Source organism: Xanthomonas sp. WHRI 1810A, from assembly GCF_040202885.1.
GTDB lineage: Bacteria > Pseudomonadota > Gammaproteobacteria > Pseudomonadales > Pseudomonadaceae > Aquipseudomonas.
The window spans coordinates 87,582-114,331 of the sequence record NZ_JBEGED010000004.1; the positions used below are offsets into that span (position 1 = coordinate 87,582).

Consider the following 26,750-nt stretch of genomic DNA (forward strand, 5'->3'; position numbering starts at 1 on the left):
GTGCCTTTTCCACGGATCGGGTGGCACGTATGATTGCGCCTCGTCAGAACGCCAGTCTGTCACCCGCGTTTCACGCACACAAACCCATTTTGATGGCGTTATGCTCAGCGGTCCGCACTCATCACCTGCGGCGGGTCGTCCATTTTCGGGATCAATCACCATGCAGTTCAGCAAATCCAACAAGCTCGCCAACGTCTGTTACGACATTCGCGGGCCCGTGCTCAAGCACGCCAAGCGCCTGGAAGAGGAAGGCCACCGCATCCTCAAGCTGAACATCGGCAACCCGGCCCCCTTTGGTTTCGAAGCCCCGGAAGAAATCCTTCAGGACGTGATTCGCAACCTGCCCACCTCACAAGGCTACAGCGACTCCAAAGGCCTGTTCAGCGCGCGCAAAGCGGTGATGCAGTACTACCAGCAAAAGCAGGTCGAAGGCGTCGGCATCGAAGACATCTACCTGGGCAACGGCGTTTCCGAGCTGATCGTGATGTCGATGCAGGCCCTGCTGAACAACGGCGACGAAGTGTTGATCCCGGCCCCGGACTACCCGCTGTGGACCGCCGCTGTGAGCCTGTCCGGCGGCAACCCGGTGCATTATCTGTGCGACGAGCAAGCTAACTGGTGGCCCGATCTGGCAGACATCAAGGCCAAGATCACGCCCAACACCAAGGCCATGGTGATCATCAATCCGAACAACCCCACCGGCGCGGTGTATTCCCGGGAAGTGCTGCTGGGCATGCTGGAACTGGCACGCCAGCACAACCTCGTGGTTTTTTCCGACGAGATCTACGACAAGATTCTGTACGACGACGCCGTGCATGTTTGCACCGCATCGCTGGCGCCCGACTTGCTGTGCCTGACATTCAACGGGTTGTCCAAGTCCTACCGGGTCGCGGGTTTCCGCTCCGGCTGGATCGCGATTTCCGGGCCCAAGCACAATGCCCAGAGCTACATCGAAGGCATCGACATCCTGGCGAACATGCGCCTGTGCGCCAACGTACCGAGCCAGCACGCCATTCAGACGGCATTGGGGGGCTACCAGAGCATCAACGATCTGGTGTTGCCTGCAGGCCGGCTGCTGGAGCAGCGCAACCGCACCTGGGAATTGCTCAACGACATTCCCGGCGTCAGCTGCGTTAAACCGATGGGCGCGTTGTACGCCTTCCCGCGCATCGATCCCAAGATCTGCCCGATTCACAACGACGAGAAGTTCGCACTGGACCTGCTGCTGTCCGAAAAGCTGCTGATCGTTCAGGGCACGGCATTCAACTGGCCTTGGCCTGATCACTTCCGTGTCGTCACCCTGCCCCGGGTTGACGATCTGGAGCAGGCGATCGGGCGCATTGGTAACTTCCTCAAGTCCTATCGCCAATAAAAGTCGGCCTTGTATGAGCGCGCTTGCCCGCGACAGCGATTTCAGCAGCCGGTGCGTTGGTGGCCGACGGATCGCTTTCGCGGGCAAGCGCGCTCCTACAACGTTCGGTCCGTCGTCTGCCAGGAACGCAAGGCGACACAGTTTGAAATAGTCGCCGGGTTGAATAGCCGCGGACATCACCTTATATACCCCGCAGCCTGTTACATATTCTTCACGAGGAGAACGTCTCAACCATGATGCGCATTTTGCTGTTCTTGGCCACCAACCTTGCGGTCGTGCTGATTGCCAGCATCACCCTGAGCCTGTTTGGCTTCAATGGGTTCATGGCGGCCAACGGGGTTGACCTGAACCTCAATCAGCTGCTTATTTTCTGCGCCGTGTTCGGGTTTGCCGGTTCGCTGTTCTCGCTGTTCATCTCCAAGTGGATGGCGAAAATGAGCACAGGCACCCAGATCATCACTCAACCGCGCACCCGCCACGAACAATGGCTGGTACAAACCGTGGAACAGTTGTCCCGGGACGCTGGCATCAAAATGCCGGAAGTGGGTATCTTCCCGGCGTACGAGGCCAATGCGTTCGCCACCGGCTGGAACAAGAACGACGCGCTGGTCGCGGTCAGCCAGGGTTTGCTGGAGCGCTTTTCGCCTGATGAAGTGAAGGCGGTTCTGGCCCATGAAATCGGCCACGTTGCCAATGGCGACATGGTGACCCTGGCGCTGGTACAAGGCGTGGTGAACACCTTCGTCATGTTCTTCGCGCGGATCATCGGCAACTTCGTCGATAAAGTGATCTTCAAGAACGAACAAGGCCAGGGGATCGCGTACTACATCGCGACCATCTTCGCTGAAATCGTACTCGGCTTCCTGGCCAGCGCCATCGTCATGTGGTTCTCGCGCAAGCGTGAATACCGTGCGGACGATGCGGGTGCCCGCCTTGCCGGTACCGGTGCAATGATCAGTGCGCTGCAGCGCCTGCGTTCGGAACAAGGCGTTCCTGTGCAGATGCCGGACAGCCTGACCGCCTTCGGCATCAATGGCGGCCTCAAGCACGGTCTGGCCGGTCTGTTCATGAGCCACCCTGCGCTCGAAGACCGCATTGAAGCGTTGCGCCGTCGCGGTTGATCCACGGCTGGCAAAAAAGGGCGACCTCGGTCGCCCTTTCCTTTTGCCCGCGGTTCGTCTTTTTTTATCGCCTGAACAGCGTGTAGACCTGTTCCCTCAACCGTGTCGCGCCGGCATTCACGAACTTGCGGCTGGTCGGTAGCGCATCTTCTTCGGCTATCAGTTTCACACGCCATTCCGAAGAGAGCAGCTGAATCACCTCCTCCTCGGCAACGCTGAACGGCGGGCCCGCCACCTGGGACTGATCGTAGTCCAGCGTGATCAACAGCCCGCGGCAATCGGCCGGCAGGAGCCTATTGAGGTGCTCGACATAGCGCCAGCGCATGTCAGGTGGCAAGGCAATCAGCGCCGCACGGTCATACACCACTGAACACGCGCCGATATGCCCGGCGGTGAGCTTGAAAAAGTCCCCGCACCACAGCGCGCACCGTTCATGGCTGAACACCTTGAAAGCTCCTCGCTCCTCTACCTGCGGTTGCACGTCGTGTTCAGCGAAATAAACCTCGATGGCTTTCTCCGAGAGCTCGACACCGACCACGAACAGGCCTTGGTCCAGCAACCAGGTCAGGTCGACGCTTTTGCCGCACAGCGGGACGAACACGCGCTCCCCCTTCTTGACACCCAGCTCTGGCCAGAATCGTTGCAGGTGCGGGTTCACCTGAGGCTGATGAAAGCCAATCTGGTCCGTGGCCCAGCGCTGATGCCAAAAGTCGGGTTGCATGGAACGCTCCTGATAAATCGATCAAACCGCGCGAAAACTTATATTAGATTGATATCCATGATCTGCCTGATCATGGCGCATCTTACCTATCAGGATGGCCGACATGTTCCCCAGCCTTTTCATCTCACACGGCTCGCCCATGCTCGCGCTGGAACCCGGCGCCAGCGGCCCTGCCCTGGAACGTCTGGCGGCCGAGCTGCCCCGCCCCCGGGCGATCGTGATCATGTCGGCGCACTGGGAAAGCGATGAGCTGCTGGTGAACGGCAACCCGGCACCCGAGACATGGCACGACTTCGGTGGCTTCCCGCCTGCGCTGTTCGCCGTGCAGTACCCCGCCAAGGGCTTGCCGGACCTCAGCGGCCACGTGGTGGAGTTGCTGGCTGCGAGCGGACTTCCCGCCCGGATAGAGACAACCCGCCCGCTGGATCACGGCGTGTGGGTGCCGCTTTCGTTGATGTACCCGCAGGCGGACATTCCGGTGGTTCAGGTTTCCCTGCCCTCGCGCCTGGGGCCTGCATTTCAAACCCGGGTGGGCAAGGCACTCGCCCGGTTGCGTGAAGAACAGGTCCTGGTGATTGGCTCCGGCAGCATCACCCATAACCTGCGCGAGCTGGACTGGCACGCCGGCCCTGAAAGCGTCGAACCTTGGGCGAAAGCGTTCCGGGACTGGATGATCGAAAAGCTGTCAGCCAATGACGAAGAGGCGCTGCATGACTACCGACGCCAGGCGCCCAAAGCTGCGCGTAACCATCCGAGTGACGAGCATCTATTGCCGCTGTATTTCGCCCGTGGCTCGGGGGGCGAGTTCGGCATTGCGCATCAAGGGTTCACGATGGGTGCGCTGGGGATGGATATCTATCGGTTTGGGTGATGCCTGAGCGCCCCTTTTGTAGGAGCGCGCTTGCCCGCGAAAAACAGATCAGACGATACCAATGTGTCTGATGCAGTGAAGCCATCGCGGGCAAGCGCGCTCCTACAGTCCGCGCAGACAAAAAAATCCCCGAACCAGTCGGGGATTTTTTATTTCAGACGATCAGCTCAAGGCAGATCAGTCTTCGCGATAGCGACGCAGCTTCAACTGCTTACCGGCAACGCGGGTGTCTTTCAGCTTGGCCAGCAGACGCTCGAGGCCATCTTCCGGCAGCTCGACGAGGCTGAAGCTGTCACGCACCTGGATGCGACCGATTGCTTCGCGAGCCAGGCCACCTTCGTTGAGGATTGCACCCAACAGGTTTTTGGCAGCGATACCATCACGTGCGCCCAGCGCGGTGCGGCAGCGAGCACGGCCTTCAGCCAATGGCACTGGAGCGCGACGCTCACGATCACCACGGTCCGGACGGTCGCCCGAGGGACGATCGGAACCGGAACGGTCCGAACGCTCACGTGGAGCGCTGTTCGGCACCAGTGGACGTTCTTTCTCGATGGCCGCGAGGGTCAGTGCCTGACCGTTGGTAGCCTTGCGCAGCAGCGCAGCGGCCAGAGCGCGCGGGCTGCAACCGATGTCTGCAGTCAGGCGATCCAGCAACTCACCGTGAGTCGATTCGGCATCAGCAACCAGCGGCGACAGGCTGTTGGTCAGTTTCTTGATGCGTGCATCGAGAACGGCCTGGCCATCCGGAAGGCGGACTTCAGCGATTTTCTGACCGGTCATGCGCTCGATCACTTGCAGCATGCGACGCTCGCGCGGCGTTACCAGCAACAGTGCGCGACCTTCGCGACCTGCACGGCCGGTACGACCGATACGGTGAACGTAGGCTTCCGGGTCGTAAGGCATGTCCACGTTGAACACGTGGGTGATACGCGGAACGTCGAGACCACGAGCAGCCACATCGGTCGCTACAACGATGTCCAGACGGCCATCCTTGAGGGAGTCGATGACGCGTTCACGCTGGTTCTGGGCGATGTCGCCGTTCAGCGCGGCAGCCTTGTAGCCTTTGGCTTCAAGAGCGCTGGCCAGGTCCAGGGTCGCTTGCTTGGTGCGCACGAACATGATCAGTGCGTCGAAGTCTTCGACTTCCAGCAGGCTCAATACGGCCGAGGTCTTCTGGTCAGCGTGAACCAGCAGGTGAGCCTGTTCGATCGCGGTAACGGTCTGGGTCTTGCTCTGGATCTTGACGTGCTTCGGGTCACGCAGGTGACGCTCGGCGATCGCACGGATCGACTGCGGCAAGGTGGCCGAGAACAGAACGGTCTGACGGGTTTCAGGCATGGCCTTGAAGATGACTTCGAGGTCGTCCATGAAGCCGAGCTTGAGCATTTCGTCCGCTTCGTCGAGCACCAGGTGGTTCACGGTCGCCAGGACTTTTTCGTCGCGACGCAGGTGGTCGCACAGACGACCCGGGGTAGCGACGACGATTTGCGCGCCGTTACGGATCGCTTTCAGCTGTGGGCCCATCGGCGCACCGCCGTAGACAGCCACAACGGTGACGCCCGGCATTTGCTTGGCGTAGGTTTCGAACGCGGTGGCCACTTGCAGGGCCAGCTCGCGAGTCGGCGCGAGGATCAGCGCTTGCGGCTCGCGCTTGGTCGGATCGATGCGGTGCAGGATCGGCAGCGCGAAGGCAGCGGTTTTACCGGTACCGGTCTGCGCCTGGCCAATCATGTCGTGACCGGCAAGAATGATAGGGATCGATTGCTGCTGAATAGCCGATGGCTCTTCGTAGCCGGTAGCGATAACGGCTGCAACAATGTTCGGGTGAAGTTCAAGAGCGGCGAAGCCGCCGGTTTCCTGGGTCATGGGTCTGCCTCTGAGTGCATCCGCAAAGACCCATGTTCCAAAGCTGCGCGTGCCGTGTAAGACCCTAGAGTCACCCTGGCTGCTTTGTCGGCGGGGATTTGCGAAAACGTATTGATGAATGGATCGTCAAGGATAGTTCGCAAGCGAACGAGGGTCCGAAGATGGCTTCGGAGACCAATACCGTGGCGAGGGCCCTCTTAAAGGCCGGCGCGCACTATACCGGAATTGCGCAAAAATGTGAGGGTTTTTTTCGGGGCAAATCGGGTGCTGCGTCCAACTGTCACAGGCTTTGCGCAAACTTCGGACAGTGTCTACTTTTCTAAAGGCCGGTATCACGGGTGTTCCAGCTTAATCGTTTCACCTATCGAGCCAGTCAGCCCCTTTCCAGATCCATAGCGCGCAGGAATTTCAGACATGACCTCCCCTATCAGCGGCAACGTCAGCCGTGAGCGGCATGGCGCGATTATGCTTATCGGGCTTGATCGCGTCGCCAAGCGCAATGCATTCAACATGGAGATGCTCAACCAGTTGAGCCTGGCCTACGGCGAATTCGAACGCGATGACCAGGCGCGGGTCGCGGTGCTGTTTGCCCATGGCGAGCATTTCACCGCTGGCCTGGACCTCGCTGAAGCGGGTCCGGCACTGAGCGAAGGCTGGAAAGTGCCGCAGGGCGGGTACGATCCATGGGGTTTAGGCGTAGGACCGAGGGTCAGCAAGCCGGTGATTGCCGCCGCACAAGGCTACTGCCTGACCCTGGGCATCGAATTGATGCTGGCCTCGGACATCAATCTCTGCGCCAGCAATACGCGCTTTTCGCACCTGGAAGTGCAGCGAGGAGTGTTCGCGTTCGGCGGCGCGACGCTGCGCCTGCATCAGATCGCGGGCTGGGGCAACGCCATGCGCTGGCTGCTGACCGGTGATGAGTTCGATGCCCACGAAGCCTGCCGCATGGGTCTGGTGCAGGAGGTGATGGCCAGCGAAGACCTGCTGCCCTCGGCACTGCGCCTGGCGCAACACATCGCCGACCGCGCGCCGCTGGGGATCAGGGCCACGCTGGCCTCGTCGCGGCAGGCTGTGCTGGAAGGCGAAGCGGCGGCCGCGCTGGCATTACCGGCGCTGGTCAAACAGGTGATCGGCAGCAAGGACGCCAGCGAGGGCCTCACCGCACTGCTGGAGCACCGTCCCCCGCACTTCACCGGCCACTAGCTGGCCGGGCGCAGGACCTTGATCAGCGACGACAGCGAATAGCCCAGCTGCGGCGCGAGGTGTTCAGCACGCGCGGTGAGAGCATCAAAGTCCAGGGTTTGCTCAAGGTCAGCCGGCACAATGAGGATCACGTTGCCTTCCTTGACCGGCAACTCCCAGTAATGCCGGTGGTAAAGCCCACGCAATAACGCAGCACCCAGCGGCTTGCCGTCATCGGAAGCCCACTGATTGATCACCAGCCAGCCGCCGGGGTTGAGCCGTTGCTGGCAGTTTTCGAGGAAATTCCACGCCAGGTGCCCGACGCCCGGGCCGGTGTCGGTGTACAGGTCGACGAAGATAAGGTCGGCGGATTCGGCGCTGGCCAGCAACTCGAGGGCATCGCCGACCCGAATGTACAACCGCGGATCGTCTGCCAGCCCCATGTATTCCATGGCCAGACGCGGAACGTCCGGGCGCAGTTCGATGGCTTCGACGTCTTCCAGCGGCAGAAACTTCATGCACGCCTGGGTCAGGGTCCCGGCGCCCAGCCCCAGGAACAGCGCGCTGTCCGGCGCTTCGTGACACAACGCGCCGATCAGCATGGCGCGGGTGTAATCGTATTCCAGCCAGGCGGGATCGGCCGTGAACGTGCAGCTCTGCTCGATGGCATCACCGAATTCGAGGAAACGGTACTCGTCCACCTCAAGCACGCGAATCATGCCGAAGTCATCATGCACTTCAGCCAGCACGCGCTCTACGCGCTCCTCAGTCATTACAGCTCCTATCGCCTGGCGAGCACTCGATCCCGAGCGCGAAGGCGCGAATTGTCCTCGGTGCCGCCGCCTCAGGCAAGCGCGTGCAGAGAAAAAGCCTGTAGGAGCGCGCTTGCCCGCGATAGCGTCCGGCCGGTCAATCATTGTGAAACAGACACAACGCCATCGCGGGCAAGCGCGCTCCTACAATTTAGCGTTCACCGAATCCGGCCTGCTAACATGAGCGTCCGATCGCACTGACTTCGAGTTCATGATGAGCCAACCCTGGAGCCCCGACAGCTGGCGGGCCTTGCCTATCCAGCAGCAACCTCAATACCCCGATGCGGCACACGTGTTGCGGGTTGAACAGACCCTGGCGAGCTACCCGCCGCTGGTGTTTGCCGGTGAAGCGCGCGAGTTGCGCCGACAGTTTGCCGAGGTCACCGAGGGCCGCGCGTTCCTGCTCCAGGGTGGCGACTGCGCCGAAAGCTTCTTTGAGTTCTCGGCCGCAAAAATCCGCGACACCTTCAAAGTGCTGCTGCAGATGGCCATTGTCATGACGTTTGCGGCGGGCTGCCCGGTGGTGAAGGTCGGGCGCATGGCCGGCCAGTTCGCCAAGCCGCGCTCCTCCAACGATGAAACCATCGATGGCGTGACCTTCCCTGCGTACCGTGGCGATATCGTCAACGGCATTGGTTTCGACGAAAAAAGCCGCGTGCCGGACCCAGATCGCCTGTTGCAGGCCTATCACCAGTCCACCGCAACGCTGAATCTGCTGCGGGCGTTCGCCCAGGGCGGGTTCGCTGACCTGCATCAAGTGCACCAGTGGAACCTGGACTTCATCGCCGGTTCGGCGCTGTCGGATAAATACAGCCAACTGGCGGACCGCATCGACGAAACCCTGGCCTTCATGCGGGCTTGCGGCATGGACAGCTCGCCGCAGCTGCGCGAGACTAGCTTTTTCACGGCCCACGAAGCGCTGTTGCTGAACTACGAAGAAGCCTTCGTGCGGCGCGACAGCCTGACCCAGGATTTCTACGACTGCTCTGCGCACATGCTGTGGATTGGCGACCGCACCCGTCAGCTCGACGGTGCCCACGTTGAATTCCTGCGCGGCGTGAAGAACCCGATCGGGGTGAAAGTCGGGCCGAGCATGAACACCGACGACCTGATTCGGCTGATCGACATCCTCAATCCCGACAACGACCCCGGCCGTCTCAACCTGATCGCGCGGATGGGCGCCAACAAGGTCGCCGATCATTTGCCGGGGCTGATTCGTGCCGTGGAGCGCGAGGGCAAGAAGGTGCTGTGGAGCTCCGACCCGATGCACGGCAACACGATCAAGGCCAGCAGCGGTTACAAAACCCGGGACTTCGCGCAGATCCTCGGCGAAGTGAAGCAGTTCTTCCAGGTGCATCAGGCCGAAGGCACTTACGCCGGCGGGATTCACATCGAGATGACCGGCCAGAACGTCACCGAATGCATCGGCGGTGCGCGTCCGATTACCGAAGATGGCCTGTCGGACCGGTACCACACCCATTGTGATCCACGGATGAACGCTGACCAGTCGCTGGAACTGGCTTTTCTGATTGCCGAGACGTTGAAGGATGTGCGGCGGTAATCACCGAACACCTCCCTCTTCTGTAGGAGCGCGCTTGCCCGCGATAGCGTCAGGTCAGTCGACAAAGATGAACCTGACACATTGCCATCGCGGGCAAGCGCGCTCCTACAGGGCTTGCATTGCACTACTCAAAAACGCCACCCGCAACCGCGCCGCACTGGTCCGCTGGCAATTGATCTGCACCTCCGGCAAGCCCAGCCAGTCAGCCAGTTGCCGAAGGTTTCGCGCCAGGGCCTGCATGCCCTCCTCGTCCAGCCCCTTGTCTTCTTCGTGTACCGCGTGCACCGCCAGGCGCCCGGCCGCGCGTTCGGCCCGCAGATCGATCCGGGCGGCGATGTGCTCGTTATACAGGAACGGCAACACGTAATAGCCGTAGATGCGCCGGTCCTGTGGCGTGTAGATCTCGAGGCGGTAACGGAAATCGAACAGCCGTTCGGTGCGCGCGCGTTCCCAGATCAAGGAATCGAACGGCGACAGCAAGGCGCTGGCCTCGACCTTGCGCGGGATTTTGAGCCCCGGCAGCACGTACGCTGGCTGCTTCCAGCTTTGCACGCTCACCTGCTCGATGGCGCCGGATTCCAGTAATTCGGCGAGGCCGGCTTTGGCGGGCGCAGGGTCCTGGCGGAAGTAATCGCGGATGTCCTTTTCGGTGCCGACGCCCAGCGCCTTGACCGCGTGCAACAGCAGACCGCGTTGCGCCTCCGCCCCCGTGATGTCCGGATGATCGAGCACCGCAGGCGGCAATACCCGCTCGGGCAAATCGTACAGACGCTCGAAGCCGCGCCGCCCGGCCACGGTCACTTCGCCTGCCGCGAACAACCACTCCAGCGCTTGCTTTTCTGCGCTCCAGTCCCACCAGGGTCCGGCGCGCTCCTGACGGGTGCTGAGGCTGCCGGCACCCAGTGCGCCGCGCTCGCGAACCGTCTGCAACACCTGCGCAATCACTGTCGGGTGCTCGCGGCCGAACTTGGCCATGCCTTGATAAATCCCCTGGCCTTGCGACGCCCGTTGCATGCGCCAGCGCATCAGCGGGTACAACGCGACCGGCAGCAACGAGGCTTCGTGGCCCCAGTATTCAAACAGTTTGCGGTGCCGGCCCTGACTCCACGCCGCCTGATCCAGGAGCGTGCGGGAGTAGTTGCCGAGGCGGGAAAACAGCGGAAGGTAATGCGAGCGCACCACTGCGTTGACCGAATCGATCTGCAGCACGCCCAGGCGCTCGATCAATTGCACGACATGGTTGGCCTTGATGGTCGCCGGCGGCTGCCGCCCGTTGAATCCCTGGGCGGCGAGCGCCACGCGACGTGCCTGTTTGAGGGAAAGCGCTTGCTGAACTGCCGGTTGCACCGTCATTCAGGTTCTCCTGATCGATGTGCAAACCTACCTGATCAGCGCCACGCCTGTCAGTGTTTCATCGGATCGTCCCAGAATGGACGCTCGGATTCCTGCTGGATATCGGCACGGCTCAAACCAATGTCCTTCAGGGCATCATCGCTCAGCTTCGCCAGCAGCCGACGCTCCTGGTAGAGGTGATACCAGCGCGAGAGCTGCGCCGTGAGCGATGTCAACGACCGGTGGACAACCGAGTCGCGCGACAGGGTTTTCAGTACCAGCACATAACCTTTTTGACTTTTCATCTTGTTGCCCTCCAAGTGGGGATGGCGAGATTCTCGCGCTGCAACTAAGATCAATCCAACGAATGTTTATGATGCACTGCATCTGGGAGATTGATGTATGGCCACCTACCCGAGTATCGACAGCGAACTGCTGCGTACCTTCGTCGCCATCGCCGATCAGGGCGGTTTCACCCGCGCCGGCGAAGTGGTCAACCGCACGCAGTCGGCAGTCAGCATGCAAATGAAACGGCTGGAAGACGACGTGGTGCAGCGCCCGCTTTTCCAGAAGGACGGCCGCACGCTGAACCTGACCGCCGAGGGCCAGGTGCTGCTGGGCTATGCCCGGCGCATCCTCAAGTTGCACAGCGAAGTCTTCAACACCCTGCGCGAGCCGCACATGGTGGGCACGGTGAAGATCGGGACGCCGGATGATTACGTGATGCGGTTTTTGCCGGGCATTCTGTCGCGCTTCGCCCAGGCGTATCCGCTGGTGCAGGTGGAAGTGCACTGCGAATCCTCCAGCCAACTGCTGCAGCGTCAGGACCTGGACTTGAGCATCGTCACCCGCGAGCCGGGCAAGGAAATCGGCCAGATCCTGCGTCAGGAACGGTTCGTGTGGGCCGAAGCGGTCGGGTTTTGCCCGCACGAGCAGACGCCGCTGCCGCTGGCCATGTTCAACACCGATTGCTTCTGTCGCTCATGGGCGGTGAATGCGCTGGACGCCATGGAGCGTGACTACCGGATCGCCTACACCAGCGCGAGCCTGTCGGCGATCATGGCGGTGGTCAGCGCCGGGCTGGCGGTCACCGCGCAGTTGCAGAGTCTGATCACGCCGGACCTGCGAATTCTCGGCGAACAGGAAAACCTGCCGACGCTGCCCTCGGCGAGCATCGTCCTGTTGCGCAACCCCAACGACCCGTCGCCTATCACTGAATGTTTGGCCGAGCACATTGCCGAGGGTTTCAAGCTGTGACGGTCAAAGACGAAACAGCAGCATGATCGCGCAGAGCACCAGAAACACACAGAACATCCAGCGCAGCGTGCGCTCCGGGAGGCTGTGCGCCAGCCCCACGCCCCAACTGATACTGGCCATCCCGCCGATGGCCATCGGCAGGCCCATGGCCCAATTCACATGGCCGTGCAGCGAGTAGGTGGCCAGGGTGATGGTGGTACTCGGCGCGGCGAGCGCCAGCGCCAGACCTTGTGCCGCCACCTGCGTGGCGCCGAACACGGCGGTCAGGATCGGCGTGGCGATCACCCCGCCACCCACGCCAAACAGCCCCGCCGTGACACCGGAGCCCAGGCCCAACACCCACAGCCATTGGCCGTGGCGCAAGTGCGGTGCGGACTGGCCCTTGCGCCAGTACATCTGGATCAGATTGAACAGCGTCAACACCACCAGAAACCCGACAAACCCGATGCGCATGGTTTGCGGGTCCAGTCGCACGGCCCACAGCGACGTGAGCCAGGACATGATGAAGCTGGGCACGATCAACATCATCGCGTTGCGCACCGAAATCCGGTTGCGCTGGTTGTAGCGCCACAGCGCCAGCAACACGTTGGGCAGGACCATGAGCAATGCCGTGCCTTGCGCCTCCTGCTGGTCCAGCCCAAACAACACGCCCAGTGCAGGGATGGCCACCAGCCCGCCACCGATCCCGAACAGACCACCCAGCGTGCCGACCGCAGCGCCCAGCAACAGGTACATCACCAGCTCGATCACACCCGACTCCTTCGTAAAAATGCTGCGCGCATGCTAACCAGTCGTTGCGGCGATGGAAATCCGAAAGTGGCTCGATCCTCACGTCACGCAGGACGTTTCTTCAGCAAATGTCATCAACTGGCGGGGAACGGAACATCACCATTCAGCGCGAATGTGGAATTTATCTGGTGCAATAAACATCACGGTACTAAATTAGGGATTAAATCTTGTTATGGAGAGCTGCCAATGAAGGCTGACGAGAGCTCCACTGCCCCAGCTGAGGGTGTTTGCGAGGCTTTACTGCTCGATAACCAGCTGTGTTTTGCGCTGTATTCCACCTCCCTGATGCTGACCAAAGTCTACAAACCCCTGCTTCAGGCCCTGAACGTGACGTATCCCCAGTATCTGGCGCTGATGGTGTTGTGGGAACGGGATGGCATTACTGTGGGAGAAATCAGCACGCGCCTGCTGACCGATCCGGGTTCGCTGACGCCCCTGCTCAAGCGACTCGAAGCTGACGGTATCCTCGACCGCGTGCGCAGCAAGGCAGACGAGCGCGTGGTGCAGCTTTTCCTGACTGAAAAAGGCAAGGGGCTGCGGCAATTGGCCGAGAGCATTCCCGAATGCATCCTGGTGACCAGCGGGTCTACCGCCGAGAAAATGCAGCGCATGCAGCAGGATTTGATCGAGTTTCGCGATCACCTTCAGGCCAGTCTTTAATTTCGCACAGCTTCTGTAGGCGCTGCCGAGCAGTGTAACGCTGCGATTCCGGGTTATCTGACCCTCCGTAATCGCAGCCTTCGCCAGTACCTACAGGGCGTGCCACACCCAAAAGTCCAAAATTAGCTTGCGCACAAGCTAATAGCGGACTACATTCGCTGCAATTGCTTAGCGCGCAAACATTTAGCACTAATTGCAACTGCCCATCCTAAACCCGCCTACGAGGAATTCACCATGCAAGTTCTCTATACCGCAGTCGCTACCGCTACCGGTGGCCGTGATGGCCGTGCTGTTTCCAGCGACAACGCCCTCGACGTCAAACTGAGCACGCCGAAAGAACTGGGCGGCGCGGGCGGCGACGGCACCAACCCTGAGCAACTGTTCGCTTCCGGCTACTCGGCCTGCTTTATCGGTGCACTGAAATTCGTTGCGGGTCAAAGCAAGCGCAGCCTGCCGGCGGACACCTCGATCACCGCGCATGTCGGCATCGGCCAGATCCCTGGCGGCTTCGGTCTGGACATCGACCTGAACATCAATCTGCCAGGTCTGGAACAGGCTGATGCCCAAGCGCTGGTCGACGCCGCTCACCAGGTCTGCCCGTACTCCAACGCCACTCGCGGCAACGTCGACGTGCGTCTGCACGTCACCGTCTAACCGCCCGCCCCGACCACGAAGGAGTAGAACATGAACACATTTGGCAAGATTCTGACTGGCTCGCTTCTCGCGCTGTCCATCGGCAACGCGTTCGCCGCCACTGATACGGGCGTTGAACACAACACGCAGGCGTTCCTCGATGCGCTCAATGCCGGCACCGGCAAGCCGATCGAGCAGTTGTCACCCAAGGATGCCCGCGCGGTGCTGACCGGCGCACAGTCCGGAGTGAAACTGACGCTGCCCAAGGCCGATGTCAGCCAGAAGACCATCACTGCCGATGGCCAGCCGATCAGCCTGACCATCGTCCGGCCAGCCGGGGTCAAAGGGGTCTTGCCAGTGTTCATGTTCTTCCACGGCGGTGGCTGGGTCCTTGGGGACTACCCGACCCACGAGCGTCTGGTGCGCGATCTGGTAGAGGGCTCCGGTGCGGTGGCGGTGTTCGTCAACTACACGCCTTCGCCTGAAGCGCATTACCCGACAGCGATCAACCAGGCTTACGCAGCAACCAAATGGGTGGCTGAGCATGGCAAGGAGATCAATGTCGACGGCAAACGCCTGGCAGTCGCAGGTAACAGTGTCGGCGGCAACATGGCTGCCGTCGTGAGCCTGATGGCCAAGGACAAAGGAACGCCAGCGATCAGGTATCAGGTGCTGTTGTGGCCGGTGACCGACGCCAACTTCGATACCGGTTCCTACAACCAGTTCGCCGAGGGCCACTTCCTCACCCGCAACATGATGAAGTGGTTCTGGGACAACTACACCACTGATCCCAAGCAGCGCGAGGAGATTTATGCTTCGCCTCTTCGCGCGACCCTTGATCAGTTGAAAGGCCTGCCACCCGCGCTAGTGCAGACTGCCGGTTCCGACGTGCTGCGTGACGAAGGCGAAGCCTACGCCCGCAAGCTGGATCAGGCCGGTGTGCCGGTGACTGCTGTGCGCTACAACGGGATGATCCATGACTACGGTTTGTTGAACGTGATCAGCCAGGTCCCGGAAGTGCGCTCTGCAATGTTGCAGGCCTCCCAGGAATTGAAGGTTCATCTGAAGTAAGAGATGCAGTGGCGGCAACGCCAGAACGCAGACAAGAAAAAGCCCCGACTCTCGCGAGCCGGGGCTTTTTGCGTTCCAGCGTTACAACAGGGTGCTTATTTAGCACGGCCTTTGTAGGAACCGCCGTCACGGGTGTCGATTTCGATGCGGTCGCCGATTTCAACGAAGTCAGCCACTTGCAGTTCGGTACCGTTGCTCAGCTTGGCAGGCTTCATCACTTTGCCGGAGGTGTCACCGCGAGCGGAACCTTCGGTGTAGTCGACGACGCGCACGATGGTGGTCGGCAGTTCTACGGAAACCAGACGGTCTTCGAAGAAGATCGCTTCGCAGACGTCGGTCATGCCTTCTTCAACGAAAGGCAGAACGGCTTCGATGTCTTCGGCGTTCAGCTCGTACATGGTGTAGTCAGTGGTGTCCATGAACGTGTAAGTGTCGCCGCTGATGAAGGACAGGGTCGCTTCTTTGCGGTCGAGGATCACGTCTTCCAGCTTGTCGTCGGCGCTGTAGACGATTTCGGTCTTGTAGCCGGTCAGCAGGTTCTTCAGCTTGGTCTTCATGATCGCGCTGTTACGGCCCGACTTGGTGAATTCAGCTTTCTGAACCAGCCAAGGATCGTTTTCCAGCTTGATCACAGTACCGGGTTTGAGTTCTTTACCAGTTTTCATTACGAGTATCCGAATTTGGATGAAGGTTCTTTCTAAGCCCTGTACGAAAAGCCACTTTTCGTACAGGGCTTAATACAAGGCCGCGTATCATAGCGAATTTCGATAAAAGCTTACTAGCGCAGTCGTCAGATCGTCCTGCAATGCCTGTTCCAGACACCAGCGCTCGGCGTGGGCAGTCAGTTCTGGCCAGTGTTCCGCCAGCGTTTTCCAGCTTTGGCCCATGCCCTGCCCCGCATTCCACTGGTGCCAGACCTGAGCCAGCGCATGCCCCGCAGGCTCGGACAGCCCCACGCGGTACAGCGTCAGAAACGCGTCGAGCTTGGCCCAGTGCGCGTCATCGTCCTGCTCATAGATGTGCCATATCAGCGGGCTGCCAGCCCAGAGCGCACGAATGAACGAATCCTCGCCGCGCACCACATTGAACTTACAGCACCACAGTAGCTGGTCGTAATCCTCCTGGCGCACGAACGGCAACACCTGAATCGTCAGGGCGTTACGCTGATTCAGTTCGCCGGCCTTGAGTTCATCGACACCCAGCCAGCGCTGGACATCACCCAACACCCGTCCTTCGGGCACCAGCAGATGGGTTTTGTGCTCATCGAACGCCAGCGCGTCCAGCCAGGTGCCCAGGCCCGCGTGCTCATAGGCAAACAGCGACATCAGTCGCGCACCGGTTTCAGGGACGATGCCCAGTTGTTGCAGAAACGCCTGCTGCGTCACGGGATCGGTCTGAAACGCCTGCCGCCGCTCCAGCAGCCGCGCTTCACGCAACAGCCCGCCAGTCTTGCCGGTGAAGCCCGGGAAGAAAAAGTATTTGCGCAGGCCCGAAGACTGAACCGAGGGCAAACCGTGGCAGCCCGCCACCCAGTCCTCCGCGCTCAAGTACTCGAGGTTGAACCACAGCGGCCGTTTGGCGCTGGCGAGCATCGTGTCGATGTAAGCGGCCGGCAGGCGACAGGCAAAGGCTTCAATAACCACATCCGGCAGTTCCACCGGCCGCCACTCCCTGGGCCAATGGCAAATACGCACGCCGTCCAGGTCTTGCTGATCGGCCGCAGGGTCGGCGCCGGGGCGCAAGCGGGCGAACGCCGACAAGTCGTCGATCCACAGCCGCACCTCGAAGCCGTGCTCGGCCACCAGTTGGCGCGCCAATCGGTAGGTCACGCCGACGTCGCCAAAGTTATCCACAACGGTGCAGAAAATATCCCAAGAGGCTTTCATCCCGGCTCCTTGTGGATGTTCAAAAGTGCGGATTGTCCGTCATAACCGCGCACGATCACCAGCCCCCGGACGTGCGACAATCGTGCGCATCACGCGTCCATCCAGCCACATGCCAAGTCCGGAGTCTGTCATGCCTACCTCGATACGCCGCCGCGAACTGTCGGTCACGGTCCATCCGCTGAAACTGGTGCTCAGCATTGCCCTGGGCATCTGGCTCGGATGTATGGCGATTGCCCTGACCGGGCTGTTGCTGTTCAAACTGCTGCCTGCCGAGCAGACCCGGGCGCTGGAAAACGCCGCGACTCAACTGACCGCGCCCACTGCGCCCAAGGCGCCGGCGCCACCCGACGCCCCGATGTTCGATCAGTACAAGCAGATCCTGCGCGACAGCGAACAGCGCCAGGCCCAGGACGCTGAACAGGCCGAACGTCAGAAGTCGTTCAACGGCCCAAAATGCCAGTTCTGGATGCAGCAGGACCGGACCGCGCCCAGCGAGAAGAGCCGCGCCAGTGTTTATCAATTCTGCGGCTGAGCCCATGCACACCAGCGCGCACAGCAAGAATCCATGCCCATGACCAAGCAACAGGTTTTGCAACAGATCATCGACACGCTGAAAGTCGACCTCGACGTCGCCACCCGGGCTGCGCAAACCGCGTATGAAACCGCGACCCACGAAGAGAACATCGCGGAGAACAAGTACGACACGCTGGGCCTGGAGGCGTCTTATCTGGCGGCCGGTCAGGCACGCCGGGTGGAAGAAATTCGCCAGTCGCTGCAGCGTTTCCAGGCCCTGGTGCTGGAACCCCACGATGAGCAGCGCGGCATTCGCGCGGGCGACCTGATTACCCTGGAATCGGACCACGGGCAGCCTCAGCAGCTGTTTCTCGGACCGGACGCCGCCGGGCTGAAAGTCCGTCACCAAGAGACCCTGATCACGGTGATCACCGCCAAGGCCCCTTTGGGCCAGAACCTGCTGGGCAAGCTCGCAGGTGATGAACTGGACATCAGCGTCAATGGCACCCGGCAGTCGTTCAATATCGTACAAATCCTTTGACCCGTTGATCCGTTGCAGGGTTGAAGCGCCAGAGTTTTTGTGGGTAAGGTGGGCCGTCGCAACACAAACGGTGAACCCGGAAGATGGAGCCGGGAGACAGGACCCATTAAAAGGAGATATTTCATGACGAACGTCATCACTTTCCCTGACGCCCATGAACGTGATCGCCTCAAGTCCAGTGACCACAAAGGGTTGAGATACCTGAACAAGAAAGAGCGACTATTGATCGACAGACTGCGCCTGACCAGCCATGCAGGGCGCCAGTATGTGTTCGACTACGCCACCATCATGCAGCAGACCAAACCGCTGTATCCGGAGCCGGTGGATTGAGGTCGAATTGACGTTACTACTTCCCGAGCCGAATGCCGGCTTTGTAGGAGCGCGCTTGCCCGCGATTGCGTCCTGACACCCAACGCACGTCTATCGCCCTGAAGAATTTTTCGCGGGCAAGCGCGCTCCTACAAAATATGGCGCTCACAGCGCATCCAGATCCCCACGCCACGTGGCGGCCTGCGTCTGCAACGCGATAACGTCGACCTCCCCCATCCTGGCCAGCGTGCGATACACCATGCCCAGCCGGTGGTTGCCTTCCAGCTTCACCTTGTTGCGCTGGAAAAAGTCCCAGTACAGCGCGTTATAAGGGCAGGCCCGCTCGCCGATCCGCAGCTTCTTGTCGTAATGACAGCCCTTGCAGTAGTCACTCATCCGGTCGATGTACGCCGCGCTCGACACATAAGGCTTGGTCGCCAGCACTCCGCCATCGGCGAACTGGCTCATGCCCAGCGTGTTCGGCAGCTCCACCCATTCGAATGCATCGATGTACACCCCCAGGTACCACTGGTGCACCTGCGCCGGGTCGAGCCCGGCCAACAGCGCAAAATTACCGATTACCATGAGCCGCTGAATGTGATGCGCGTGGGCGTGTTCCAGGGAACTGCCCAGCGCGTGGGCCATGCAGCGCATGCGGGTTTTGCCGTCCCAGAAATACGACGGCAACGGCGCCTCATGGCCGAAGGCGTTGAGCAGGTCGTAGCCGGGCATCTGCGCCCAGTAAACGCCGCGCACGTATTCGCGCCAGCCGAGAATCTGCCGGATGAAGCCCTCCACTGCCGCCAGTGGCGCCGCACTCGCGCGGTAGGCCGCTTCGGCGCTGTCTATCACCTCCCGTGGGTTGAGCATCTTGGTGTTCATCGCAAACGACAGCTGCGAATGGAACAACCGCCACGCCTGGGTGCTCATGGCGTCCTGATAATCGCCAAAATGCGGCAACGCCAGTTCGATGAAATCCTTGAGTTGCTCAAGCGCTTCGTCGCGGTTCAACGGCCAGGCGAAGCGCTCCGCCTGCGGTTCGCCGAAACTGCCGACACCGGCCGCAACAATCGTGCGCCACAGCGCCGAATGATCGTGGCGCGGGCGCAGGTCTTCGGGCTCGAACGGCGTGCCGGGCCAGCGCTTGCGGTTGTCGTGATCGTAATTCCACTGCCCGCCTGACGGCCGCTTATTCGCGTCCATCAGCACACCGTGGCGGGTGCGCATCGTTCGGTAGAAGTTTTCCATCAGCCACTGGGCGCGTCCGCTGAATTGCCGCGCTGCTTCATCCCGGGCGCTGTAGAAGTGCTCGCTGTCGACCATCCGGCAGTCGACGGTCTGCTGCGCGCAGTAGCCGGCCAATTGCTGGTCCAACCGGTATTCGTCGGGGGCCTGGTATTCGAAACAGGTGGCCTGATAGTGCTCGATCAACCCGTCCAGATTGTCCGGCAGCGACTGGCGATTGTGCGCGTCATCGATGTGCAGGTAGCGCACCCGGTGGCCCTGCTCCTTCAACTGTCGCGCCAGGTCGCGCATCCCGGCGAAGATCGCGATGATCTTCTGCGCGTGGTGCAGCACGTAATCGGTTTCCTGACGGATTTCCATCAGCACGTACACCACATCGGTCCGTGATTGCTCGAACCAGCTGTGGCACGGATTGAGTTGATCCCCGAGGATCAGGCGCAGGGTCGTCATGGGATCATCACGGCAGGGAAAACCCTTAGAGCCCACGTAAACGCGCAGCGTTCAGCAGCGGTTCAGGCGATGGCGCAACAAGTGGATACAACGGCGCATTCGGCGCGCCTATAGTGAGGGCACATTCGGGTAACAGGAAACCGCCATGACCACCGCAGCACCTGACGCTTCAGCCCCCGCACCTGCATCGTCCAAACCGACGCCAACGGTCGATCACCTGCGTTTTCACAAGGGTCATGAGCACCTGATGCCGACCTTCGGCAACGACGCCTTCGCGCTCAAGGCCGAAGCGTTCGCGCGGTTCTTCGGCACGCCTACTTTTCTGGGCGCACAAACCGCACTGGTGGTGCTGTGGGTCGTGGCCAACATGACCGGGCTGGTGAAGTTTGACGTCTACCCGTTCATCCTGCTGAACCTGGCGTTCAGCCTGCAATCGGCCTACGCCGCACCGCTGATCCTGCTGGCGCAGACCCGTCAGGCCGCCCGGGACAAAGCCAACGCCGATGCTGACGCCCAGCACCGCGAAGCGCTTGCGGTGGCCAACGAAGAGCGCCTGACCCGCGCCGCCCACAACACCGCGCAGATGCTCGAACTGCTTGAGCAGAACACCAAACTGACGCAACTGACCAAGGAGCTGAGCGAGCGAATCGAAACGCTGACGGCCGACATGCATCAGCATTTTGTGAAGAAGGAAAATCGCCCGTCACCGAGTGTTTAATGTGGCGCCAGCCTCTGTAGGAGCCAACTTGTTGGCGAATCATTCACCTTGGCATCTGAAACGCACGGCTTCGCGAACAAGTTCGCGCCTACAGGGTTGTGGCGCCTGAACCGAACGAACCGAGATACTGGGCCTCTGATTGCTCACATACCCCTGATGGAGCATTCAATGACTGTCCCCGTATTCGGCCTCGGCACCTTCCGTTTGAAAGACCAAGTGGTCATCGATTCGGTGAGCAATGCCCTGGACCTCGGTTACCGCGTCATCGACACCGCGCAAATCTACGGCAACGAAGCCGAAGTGGGCGAAGCTATTGCTGACAGCGGCGTGCCACGCAAGGATTTGTTCATCACCACCAAGATCTGGACCGACAATTTCGCCGCCGACAAGCTGATCCCCAGCCTCAAGGAGAGCCTGTCGAAACTGCAGACCGACGCTGTGGACCTGACGCTGATTCACTGGCCGTCGCCCAAAGGTGCCGTTCCGGTTGCCGAGTTCATGGGCGCGCTGCTCGAAGCCAAGCAGCAAGGCCTGACCAAACAGATCGGTATTTCCAACTTCACCATCGCATTGATGAAAGAAGCCATCGCCGCCGTCGGTGCCGAGAACATCGCCACCAACCAGATCGAAGTGCACCCCTACCTGCAGAACCGCAAGGTGGTGGAATTCGCACAGCAGAACGGCATTCAGATTACGTCGTACATGACCCTGGCCTACGGCGAAGTGCTGAAAGATCCGGTCATCGAACAGATCGCAAAAGCCCACAACGCGACCACCGCGCAAGTGACGCTGGCCTGGGCGCTGCAACTGGGTTACGCGGTCATTCCGTCGTCGACCAAGCGCGCCAACCTGGAAAGCAACTTGAAGGCCACCCAGCTGAAATTGACCGATGAAGACATGGCCCGGATCGCCACCCTGGATCGCGGCCACCGCCTGGCCAGCCCGGAGCACCTCAAGCCTGAGTGGGATTGATGTCGGACAGCGCTGATATCTGATTCTGCCCGGAGGGCGTGCGAGCCTGGCTTGCCGGCGATCTGCCGCGTAGCGGCAGCACAACTGTTCACACAGCAGCTGGCGGTTATCGCGTTGTCATGTTGACTGCCGGTTCCCGGCAGATCGCTGGCAAGCCGAGCTCCCACGGCCTCCGGCCAGAATCAAGATCAAGACCGGTATCTGCCCCATAACAACGCAATCGAACCAAAATCAGGCACTTTGCTGATACCTGCATAAAATTGGTTCACCCCAGCACGAACCAATCACCTCCCCTGCTGAACCAGCCTTCCGAACCATTGCGCGATTGGCTCGGACCTCGCCGCTAGCGGTGAAACGCCCTGCCCACCCAGCCGAAACATACTGAACCAATTGAGATTGGCATCGCTATTGCAGCCCTTCCTGTATTGCGGCTCAGGGGTTTGCTTCTGTGTCTGCACACTCTTTCAGCTTGTCACGAGAAACCATGATGGAAAGGTTCGAGACTGACCTGGCTCACGACAACGCGTCAAAGCTGGCCCTGGATGCCTTGCGGCAGATGGTGGCGCAGCAGGCGGCGTTCCCCCAGCGGCCATTGCCCACCGAGCGCGATCTGGCGGTGGATTTTGGCGTCAGCCGACGGGCGATCCGTCGTGCGCTGGCGGTGCTGGAAGCCGAAGGCCAGATCTGGCGACGTCAGGGCAAAGGCACCTTTGTCGGCCCAACCCCGCCTAGCGCGTCCATGAGTTTTGCCAAGCTGTCGAGCCGGACCAATTTCAGCGAGGTCATGGAAGCGCGGCTGCATCTGGAACCGGCGCTGGCTTCGCTTGCAGCGGTACGGGCCAGCGGCGAGCAAATGGCGATTCTGCGGCGCCTCGCCGAGCGCACCACGCGCCAGCAGACCGCCGATGAACTCGACCCCGAAGGCATTGAGCTGTGGGACAGCGCGCTGCATCGCGGCATCGCGGAAGCTGCGGGCAATCGCTTGATGCTGGACATCTTCGAAATGCTCGACGCCATCCGGCTCGATCCGGTCTGGCGCGACTTGCGACAACGGGCGCGCAACACCGACCGGCTGAGCACCTACAGCCACGACCACGACGATATCGTCGTTGCCATCGAAAGCCGCGACCCGGTCAAGGCCGCGAGCGCGATGCGCGGCCATCTGCGCGCGTTGCAACAGGCGCTGGACAACGTTATTCATCAGGATCTTGAGGCGAGCTTATGAGCCAGCAGCATCCCGACACCCAACACCCGGTCCTGAGCGTCACGGACCTGACCGTGCGCTTCAAGGGCGCCCCGGCCAACGTCGTGGACGCCGTGTCGTTCAAGGTGCAGCCGGGGCAGACGCTGGCCATTGTCGGCGAGTCCGGCTGTGGCAAAAGCGTGACGTCCATGGCGCTGATGGGCTTGCTGCCCGACACCGCGAACGTGAGCGCCAGCGCGTCGAGCCTGCTGGACGAAACCTTGCTGGGCATGTCCGACGACCGTTTGCTGGACGTGCGCGGCAACCGCATGGCGATGATTTTCCAGGAGCCGATGACCTCGCTCAATCCGGTGTTCACCATCGGTGACCAGATCGCCGAAAGCGTGATCCGCCATCAAGGCCTGTCCAGCAAGGACGCCCGCCAGCGCGCGCTGCAGATGCTGGAAAAGGTCCGCGTACCGGATGCTGCCCAGCGTCTGGATGCCTACCCCCATGAACTGTCGGGTGGCATGCGCCAGCGGGCGATGATCGCCATGGCGCTGGCCAACGACCCGGCGCTGATCATCGCCGACGAGCCCACCACGGCGCTGGACGTGACCATCCAGGCGCAGATCCTGTCGTTGATCGGCAACCTGCAGGCCGAGACCGGCACCTCGATGATCCTGATCACCCACGACCTGGGTGTGGTCGCCGAGGTGGCCGACGAGGTGATGGTGATGTACGCCGGGCAAGTGGTGGAAAGCGGCTCGGTCAAGACCCTGTTCGACGATCCGCAGCACCCCTACACCATCGGCCTGATGGGCTCGATGCCGTCCATTGGCCCGCGCGAGGGTCGGCTGGCGACCATCAACGGCCGGGTCCCGACACCGGCTGAAATGCCCGGCGGCTGCCGCTTTGCCGGTCGCTGCCCGTTCGTCATCGCCGCGTGCCGCGAGGCCCGTCCACCGTTGGTGGAAGTGTCGCCCGGCCACTTTGCCGCCTGCATCCGCGTTCCACTGGAACAGCACCTGGGAGTCAGCGCATGAGCCTGCCCGAACCTGGCATCAACCCGTTGCCTGACACGCAGACGACGATTCTGGAAAGCATCGCCGTCAGCAAGCATTTCAGCAGCGAAGCGGGTCTGTTTCAACGCAAGAAGCCACCGGTGCAAGCGGTCAACGAAGTGTCGCTGGCCGTGCGCAGGGGCGAAACCCTGGCGCTGGTGGGCGAGTCCGGTTCGGGCAAGTCGACCCTGGGCCGGGTGCTGCTGAACCTGCTCAAACCCACTGCCGGCGACGTGATTTACGAAGGCCGCAACCTGGCCAACCTGGCGCCGGAGAAGTTGCGTCAGGCGCGGCGTGACCTGCAGATCATCTTTCAGGACCCGTTCGCCTCGCTCAACCCGCGCATGAGCGTCGAAGCCATCGTCGGCGAGCCCATCTGGCTGCACCTGGACGACAGCCGCAGCGCCCGTCAGGACAAAGTCGCTGAACTGCTGCGCACCGTGGGCCTGGCCCCGGAACACGGCAGCCGCTATCCCCACGAGTTTTCCGGCGGCCAGCGGCAACGCATCGGCATCGCCCGCGCCCTGGCGTCCGAACCGAAGCTGATCCTGGGCGACGAGCCGGTCTCGGCGCTGGACGTGTCGGTGCAGGCCCAGGTGGTCAATCTGCTGGAAGACCTCAAGCATCAGTTTGGTCTGACCCTGGTGATTGTGGCCCACGGCCTGGCGGTCATCCGCCACATGAGCGACCGCGTGGCCGTAATGTACCTGGGCGAGATCGTTGAACTGGCGCCGGTCAATGCGCTGTTCGAGACGCCGTTCCACCCTTATACCCAGGCGCTGATGGCCGCTGTGCCGGTCAGCCACCCCGATCTGCGTCACCCGCGTCCGGTGCTCGGCGGCGACATGCCCAGCCCCAGCAAGCCGCCGTCCGGCTGCCGCTTTCACACCCGCTGCCCCCACGCCAAGCCGCTGTGTCGCGACGTGAAGCCGGTGTTTGAAACCGTCGAAGCCGAGCGTCAGGTCGCCTGCCATTACTGGCGCGAGATCGCCAACGCCGGCGCCGGCTCGCTGATGGTGCCCACGCCCAGCGCGGCCTATAGCCAACGCCTGAATCTGTTTAAAAGCCATCAAGCCCTATCTCTGGAGAGTCAGCCATGAAATTCGCCAAACTGATGACGGGAACGCTGTTGCTCCTCGCTGCGAACGCTGCTTTTGCCGAATCCACGCTGCGCATCGGCATTCAGGATGACCCGGACGTGCTCGACCCGCATCGCTCGCGCACCTACTCGGGCCGTCTGGTCTACACCGCGCTGTGTGACAAGCTGGTGGACATCAACCCGCAGCTCAAATACGTGCCGCAACTGGCCACCGCCTGGAACTGGAGCGAGGACGGCAAGACGCTGACCATGACCCTGCGTGAAGGCGTGACGTTCCACGATGGCGAAGTGTTCGACGCTGCCGCCGTGAAGTTCAACCTCGACCGCGCCCGCACCCTGCCGGACTCGCTGCGCAAGAGCGAGCTGTCGTCAGTGGAGAGCGTGGACGTCATCGATGCGAAAACTGTCGCGATCAAGGTCAAGCAGCCGGACGCCACGCTGATTTCCCAGCTGTCCGACCGCGCCGGCATGATGCTCGCGCCCAAAGCCTCGGCCACTGAAGTCGGCTCCAAGCCGATCTGCTCCGGCCCGTACAAATTCGTTCAGCGCGTGCAGCAGGATCGCATCGTGCTGGAGCGCTTCGACAACTACTGGAACAAGCAGGCGTACCACTTCGACAAAGTGATTTTCCTGCCGATTCCCGACACCTCGGTGCGTCTGGCCAACCTGCGTTCGGGTGACCTGGACATCATCGAACGTGTAGCCCCCACCGACGTGAAGACTGCCAAGGCCGACAGCAAACTGCAGGTCTTCAACACCCCGGGCCTGGGCTACATGCAGCTGATGTACAACACCAACAACGGTGAGCGCTCGAAAACCCCGGTGGGTCAGGACAAGCGCGTGCGGCAGGCCTTTGAACTGGCCATCGACCGCGACGCGATCAACCAGGTGGTGTTCGAAGGCCTGTTCGCCCCAAGCGCCCAGCCCTTCCCCACCAGCAGCCCGTATTACGACAAGAGCCTGCCGATCCCGGCACGCGATGTAGAGAAAAGCAAAAAACTGCTGACCGAAGCCGGCGTGAAGATGCCGCTGGAAGTAGAGCTGAAAGTCGCCAACAACCCGATTGCTCAGCAGGTGGGTCAGATCATTCAGGCCATGGCGGAAGAAGCGGGTTTCAAAGTCAATCTGGTGGCCACCGAATACGCCACGCTGCTCAGCGAACAACAGTCCGGCAACTTCCAGATCGGCATGCTGGCCTGGTCCGGTCGTCCTGATCCGGACGGCAACATTCATCAGTTCGTGACCTGCAAGGGTGGCCAGAACGACGGTCACTTCTGCGACCCGAAACTGGACGAACTGCTGAACAAGGCCCGCACCACCAACGACGAAGCCCAGCGTCAGGCGCTGTACTCCGAGGCGCTGCGCCTGCTGGCCGTGGATGTGCCGGGCAGCTACCTGTACTTCGATCCGCGGATCATCGCCATGCGCAGCAACCTCACCGGTTTTGTGCCGAGCCCGGATGGTTTGATTCGCCTGACGGATGTTGCTTTTAAATGATCACCCGGTCTCCCGGTCGCCC

General features: G+C 61.2%; 27 protein-coding genes. 18 read left to right on the forward strand and 9 right to left on the reverse strand.

Translation table 11 applies throughout. The annotated features are described in order from the left end of the window. Positions 1–160 precede the first annotated feature (160 nt). Positions 161–1,372 carry a pyridoxal phosphate-dependent aminotransferase gene (locus ABQX22_RS08190; protein WP_349798311.1) on the forward strand — a complete coding sequence of 404 codons (1,212 nt, stop codon included), beginning with the start codon at positions 161–163 and terminating at the stop codon, positions 1,370–1,372. Between the two features lie 233 nt (positions 1,373–1,605). Then, positions 1,606–2,493 (forward strand): protease HtpX, encoded by an 888-nt coding sequence (htpX, locus tag ABQX22_RS08195; protein ID WP_349798313.1) that lies wholly within the window; start codon positions 1,606–1,608, stop codon positions 2,491–2,493. 64 nt (positions 2,494–2,557) lie between these two features. Here the strand turns inward: htpX and ABQX22_RS08200 are convergent, their stop codons facing one another. Further along, the gene (locus tag ABQX22_RS08200) at positions 2,558–3,214 is read right to left on the reverse strand and encodes a thiopurine S-methyltransferase (protein WP_349798315.1); all 657 of its coding nucleotides are present in this window, start codon (positions 3,212–3,214) and stop codon (positions 2,558–2,560) included. A gap of 103 nt (positions 3,215–3,317) precedes the next feature. Here ABQX22_RS08200 and ABQX22_RS08205 point away from each other — a divergent pair, with 103 nt between their 5' ends. After that, positions 3,318–4,085 (forward strand): DODA-type extradiol aromatic ring-opening family dioxygenase, encoded by a 768-nt coding sequence (locus ABQX22_RS08205; RefSeq protein ID WP_349798317.1) that lies wholly within the window; start codon positions 3,318–3,320, stop codon positions 4,083–4,085. 177 nt (positions 4,086–4,262) lie between these two features. Here the strand turns inward: ABQX22_RS08205 and ABQX22_RS08210 are convergent, their stop codons facing one another. Then, a complete protein-coding gene (locus ABQX22_RS08210) occupies positions 4,263–5,951 on the reverse strand; it encodes a DEAD/DEAH box helicase (RefSeq protein WP_349798318.1) in 1,689 nt (562 codons plus the stop codon). A 414-nt stretch (positions 5,952–6,365) separates the two neighbouring features. Here ABQX22_RS08210 and ABQX22_RS08215 point away from each other — a divergent pair, with 414 nt between their 5' ends. Further along, on the forward strand, positions 6,366–7,157 hold the full coding sequence (locus ABQX22_RS08215) for a crotonase/enoyl-CoA hydratase family protein (RefSeq protein ID WP_349798320.1): 792 nt from the start codon (positions 6,366–6,368) through the stop codon (positions 7,155–7,157). Here ABQX22_RS08215 and ABQX22_RS08220 read toward each other — a convergent pair. Beyond that, a complete protein-coding gene (locus ABQX22_RS08220) occupies positions 7,154–7,909 on the reverse strand; it encodes a spermidine synthase (RefSeq protein ID WP_349798321.1) in 756 nt (251 codons plus the stop codon). The two genes, ABQX22_RS08215 and ABQX22_RS08220, sit on opposite strands and share 4 nt — an antisense overlap. Positions 7,910–8,162: 253 nt before the next feature. On the opposite strand from ABQX22_RS08220, the gene ABQX22_RS08225 reads away from it, so the two are divergent. Then, positions 8,163–9,509 carry a class II 3-deoxy-7-phosphoheptulonate synthase gene (locus ABQX22_RS08225; protein ID WP_349798323.1) on the forward strand — a complete coding sequence of 449 codons (1,347 nt, stop codon included), beginning with the start codon at positions 8,163–8,165 and terminating at the stop codon, positions 9,507–9,509. A 105-nt stretch (positions 9,510–9,614) separates the two neighbouring features. Here ABQX22_RS08225 and ABQX22_RS08230 read toward each other — a convergent pair whose 3' ends face one another. Then, entirely contained in the window at positions 9,615–10,862 is a 1,248-nt protein-coding gene (locus ABQX22_RS08230; RefSeq protein ID WP_349798324.1) for a winged helix-turn-helix domain-containing protein, read from the reverse strand. 50 nt (positions 10,863–10,912) lie between these two features. Next, positions 10,913–11,146: a DUF1127 domain-containing protein gene (locus tag ABQX22_RS08235; RefSeq protein ID WP_349798326.1), complete on the reverse strand. Its 234-nt coding sequence runs from the start codon at positions 11,144–11,146 to the stop codon at positions 10,913–10,915. A 97-nt stretch (positions 11,147–11,243) separates the two neighbouring features. Between ABQX22_RS08235 and ABQX22_RS08240 the strand changes: the two genes are divergently transcribed. After that, positions 11,244–12,098, forward strand: a complete 855-nt coding sequence (locus tag ABQX22_RS08240) for a LysR substrate-binding domain-containing protein (RefSeq protein ID WP_349798328.1) — start codon at positions 11,244–11,246, stop codon at positions 12,096–12,098. 3 nt (positions 12,099–12,101) lie between these two features. Here the strand turns inward: ABQX22_RS08240 and ABQX22_RS08245 are convergent, their stop codons facing one another. Continuing rightward, the gene (locus tag ABQX22_RS08245; protein ID WP_349798330.1) at positions 12,102–12,848 is read right to left on the reverse strand and encodes a sulfite exporter TauE/SafE family protein; all 747 of its coding nucleotides are present in this window, start codon (positions 12,846–12,848) and stop codon (positions 12,102–12,104) included. A 225-nt stretch (positions 12,849–13,073) separates the two neighbouring features. On the opposite strand from ABQX22_RS08245, the gene ABQX22_RS08250 reads away from it, so the two are divergent. The 3 genes from ABQX22_RS08250 (at position 13,074) to ABQX22_RS08260 (ending at position 15,251) form a co-directional block, all read left to right on the forward strand. Continuing rightward, entirely contained in the window at positions 13,074–13,547 is a 474-nt protein-coding gene (locus ABQX22_RS08250; protein WP_349798332.1) for a MarR family winged helix-turn-helix transcriptional regulator, read from the forward strand. Between the two features lie 234 nt (positions 13,548–13,781). Next, positions 13,782–14,201 (forward strand): organic hydroperoxide resistance protein, encoded by a 420-nt coding sequence (locus ABQX22_RS08255; protein ID WP_349798334.1) that lies wholly within the window; start codon positions 13,782–13,784, stop codon positions 14,199–14,201. A 30-nt stretch (positions 14,202–14,231) separates the two neighbouring features. After that, positions 14,232–15,251, forward strand: a complete 1,020-nt coding sequence (locus ABQX22_RS08260) for an alpha/beta hydrolase (RefSeq protein ID WP_349798336.1) — start codon at positions 14,232–14,234, stop codon at positions 15,249–15,251. 95 nt (positions 15,252–15,346) lie between these two features. Here the strand turns inward: ABQX22_RS08260 and ABQX22_RS08265 are convergent, their stop codons facing one another. Both ABQX22_RS08265 and earP read right to left on the reverse strand, forming a co-directional pair. Further along, a complete protein-coding gene (locus tag ABQX22_RS08265; RefSeq protein ID WP_349798338.1) occupies positions 15,347–15,916 on the reverse strand; it encodes an elongation factor P in 570 nt (189 codons plus the stop codon). 87 nt (positions 15,917–16,003) lie between these two features. After that, positions 16,004–17,137, reverse strand: coding sequence for an elongation factor P maturation arginine rhamnosyltransferase EarP (earP, locus tag ABQX22_RS08270; protein ID WP_349798340.1), 1,134 nt, complete (start codon positions 17,135–17,137; stop codon positions 16,004–16,006). 130 nt (positions 17,138–17,267) lie between these two features. Here earP and ABQX22_RS08275 point away from each other — a divergent pair, with 130 nt between their 5' ends. The 3 genes from ABQX22_RS08275 (at position 17,268) to ABQX22_RS08285 (ending at position 18,521) form a co-directional block, all read left to right on the forward strand. After that, complete coding sequence (locus tag ABQX22_RS08275; RefSeq protein WP_349798342.1) at positions 17,268–17,669, forward strand: hypothetical protein; 402 nt, start codon at positions 17,268–17,270, stop codon at positions 17,667–17,669. 39 nt (positions 17,670–17,708) lie between these two features. Then, on the forward strand, positions 17,709–18,191 hold the full coding sequence (locus tag ABQX22_RS08280) for a GreA/GreB family elongation factor (RefSeq protein WP_349798344.1): 483 nt from the start codon (positions 17,709–17,711) through the stop codon (positions 18,189–18,191). Between the two features lie 123 nt (positions 18,192–18,314). Next, positions 18,315–18,521, forward strand: coding sequence for a hypothetical protein (locus ABQX22_RS08285; RefSeq protein ID WP_349798346.1), 207 nt, complete (start codon positions 18,315–18,317; stop codon positions 18,519–18,521). 144 nt (positions 18,522–18,665) lie between these two features. On the opposite strand, the gene ABQX22_RS08290 is transcribed toward ABQX22_RS08285, so the two are convergent. Continuing rightward, positions 18,666–20,195, reverse strand: coding sequence for a cryptochrome/photolyase family protein (locus ABQX22_RS08290; protein ID WP_349798350.1), 1,530 nt, complete (start codon positions 20,193–20,195; stop codon positions 18,666–18,668). A 145-nt stretch (positions 20,196–20,340) separates the two neighbouring features. On the opposite strand from ABQX22_RS08290, the gene ABQX22_RS08295 reads away from it, so the two are divergent. From ABQX22_RS08295 to ABQX22_RS08320, 6 genes are all read left to right on the forward strand, one after another. Continuing rightward, positions 20,341–20,913 (forward strand): DUF1003 domain-containing protein, encoded by a 573-nt coding sequence (locus tag ABQX22_RS08295; protein ID WP_349798352.1) that lies wholly within the window; start codon positions 20,341–20,343, stop codon positions 20,911–20,913. A 168-nt stretch (positions 20,914–21,081) separates the two neighbouring features. After that, a complete protein-coding gene (dkgB, locus tag ABQX22_RS08300; protein ID WP_349798354.1) occupies positions 21,082–21,885 on the forward strand; it encodes a 2,5-didehydrogluconate reductase DkgB in 804 nt (267 codons plus the stop codon). A 484-nt stretch (positions 21,886–22,369) separates the two neighbouring features. Further along, positions 22,370–23,110: a FadR/GntR family transcriptional regulator gene (locus ABQX22_RS08305; protein ID WP_349798356.1), complete on the forward strand. Its 741-nt coding sequence runs from the start codon at positions 22,370–22,372 to the stop codon at positions 23,108–23,110. Next, a complete protein-coding gene (locus ABQX22_RS08310) occupies positions 23,107–24,114 on the forward strand; it encodes an ABC transporter ATP-binding protein (RefSeq protein ID WP_349798358.1) in 1,008 nt (335 codons plus the stop codon). The genes ABQX22_RS08305 and ABQX22_RS08310 overlap by 4 nt, the downstream gene beginning before the upstream one ends. Then, entirely contained in the window at positions 24,111–25,232 is a 1,122-nt protein-coding gene (locus tag ABQX22_RS08315; protein ID WP_349798359.1) for an ABC transporter ATP-binding protein, read from the forward strand. The genes ABQX22_RS08310 and ABQX22_RS08315 overlap by 4 nt, the downstream gene beginning before the upstream one ends. Beyond that, on the forward strand, positions 25,229–26,728 hold the full coding sequence (locus ABQX22_RS08320) for an ABC transporter substrate-binding protein (RefSeq protein WP_349798360.1): 1,500 nt from the start codon (positions 25,229–25,231) through the stop codon (positions 26,726–26,728). The genes ABQX22_RS08315 and ABQX22_RS08320 overlap by 4 nt, the downstream gene beginning before the upstream one ends. The last annotated feature ends 22 nt before the right edge of the window (positions 26,729–26,750 follow it).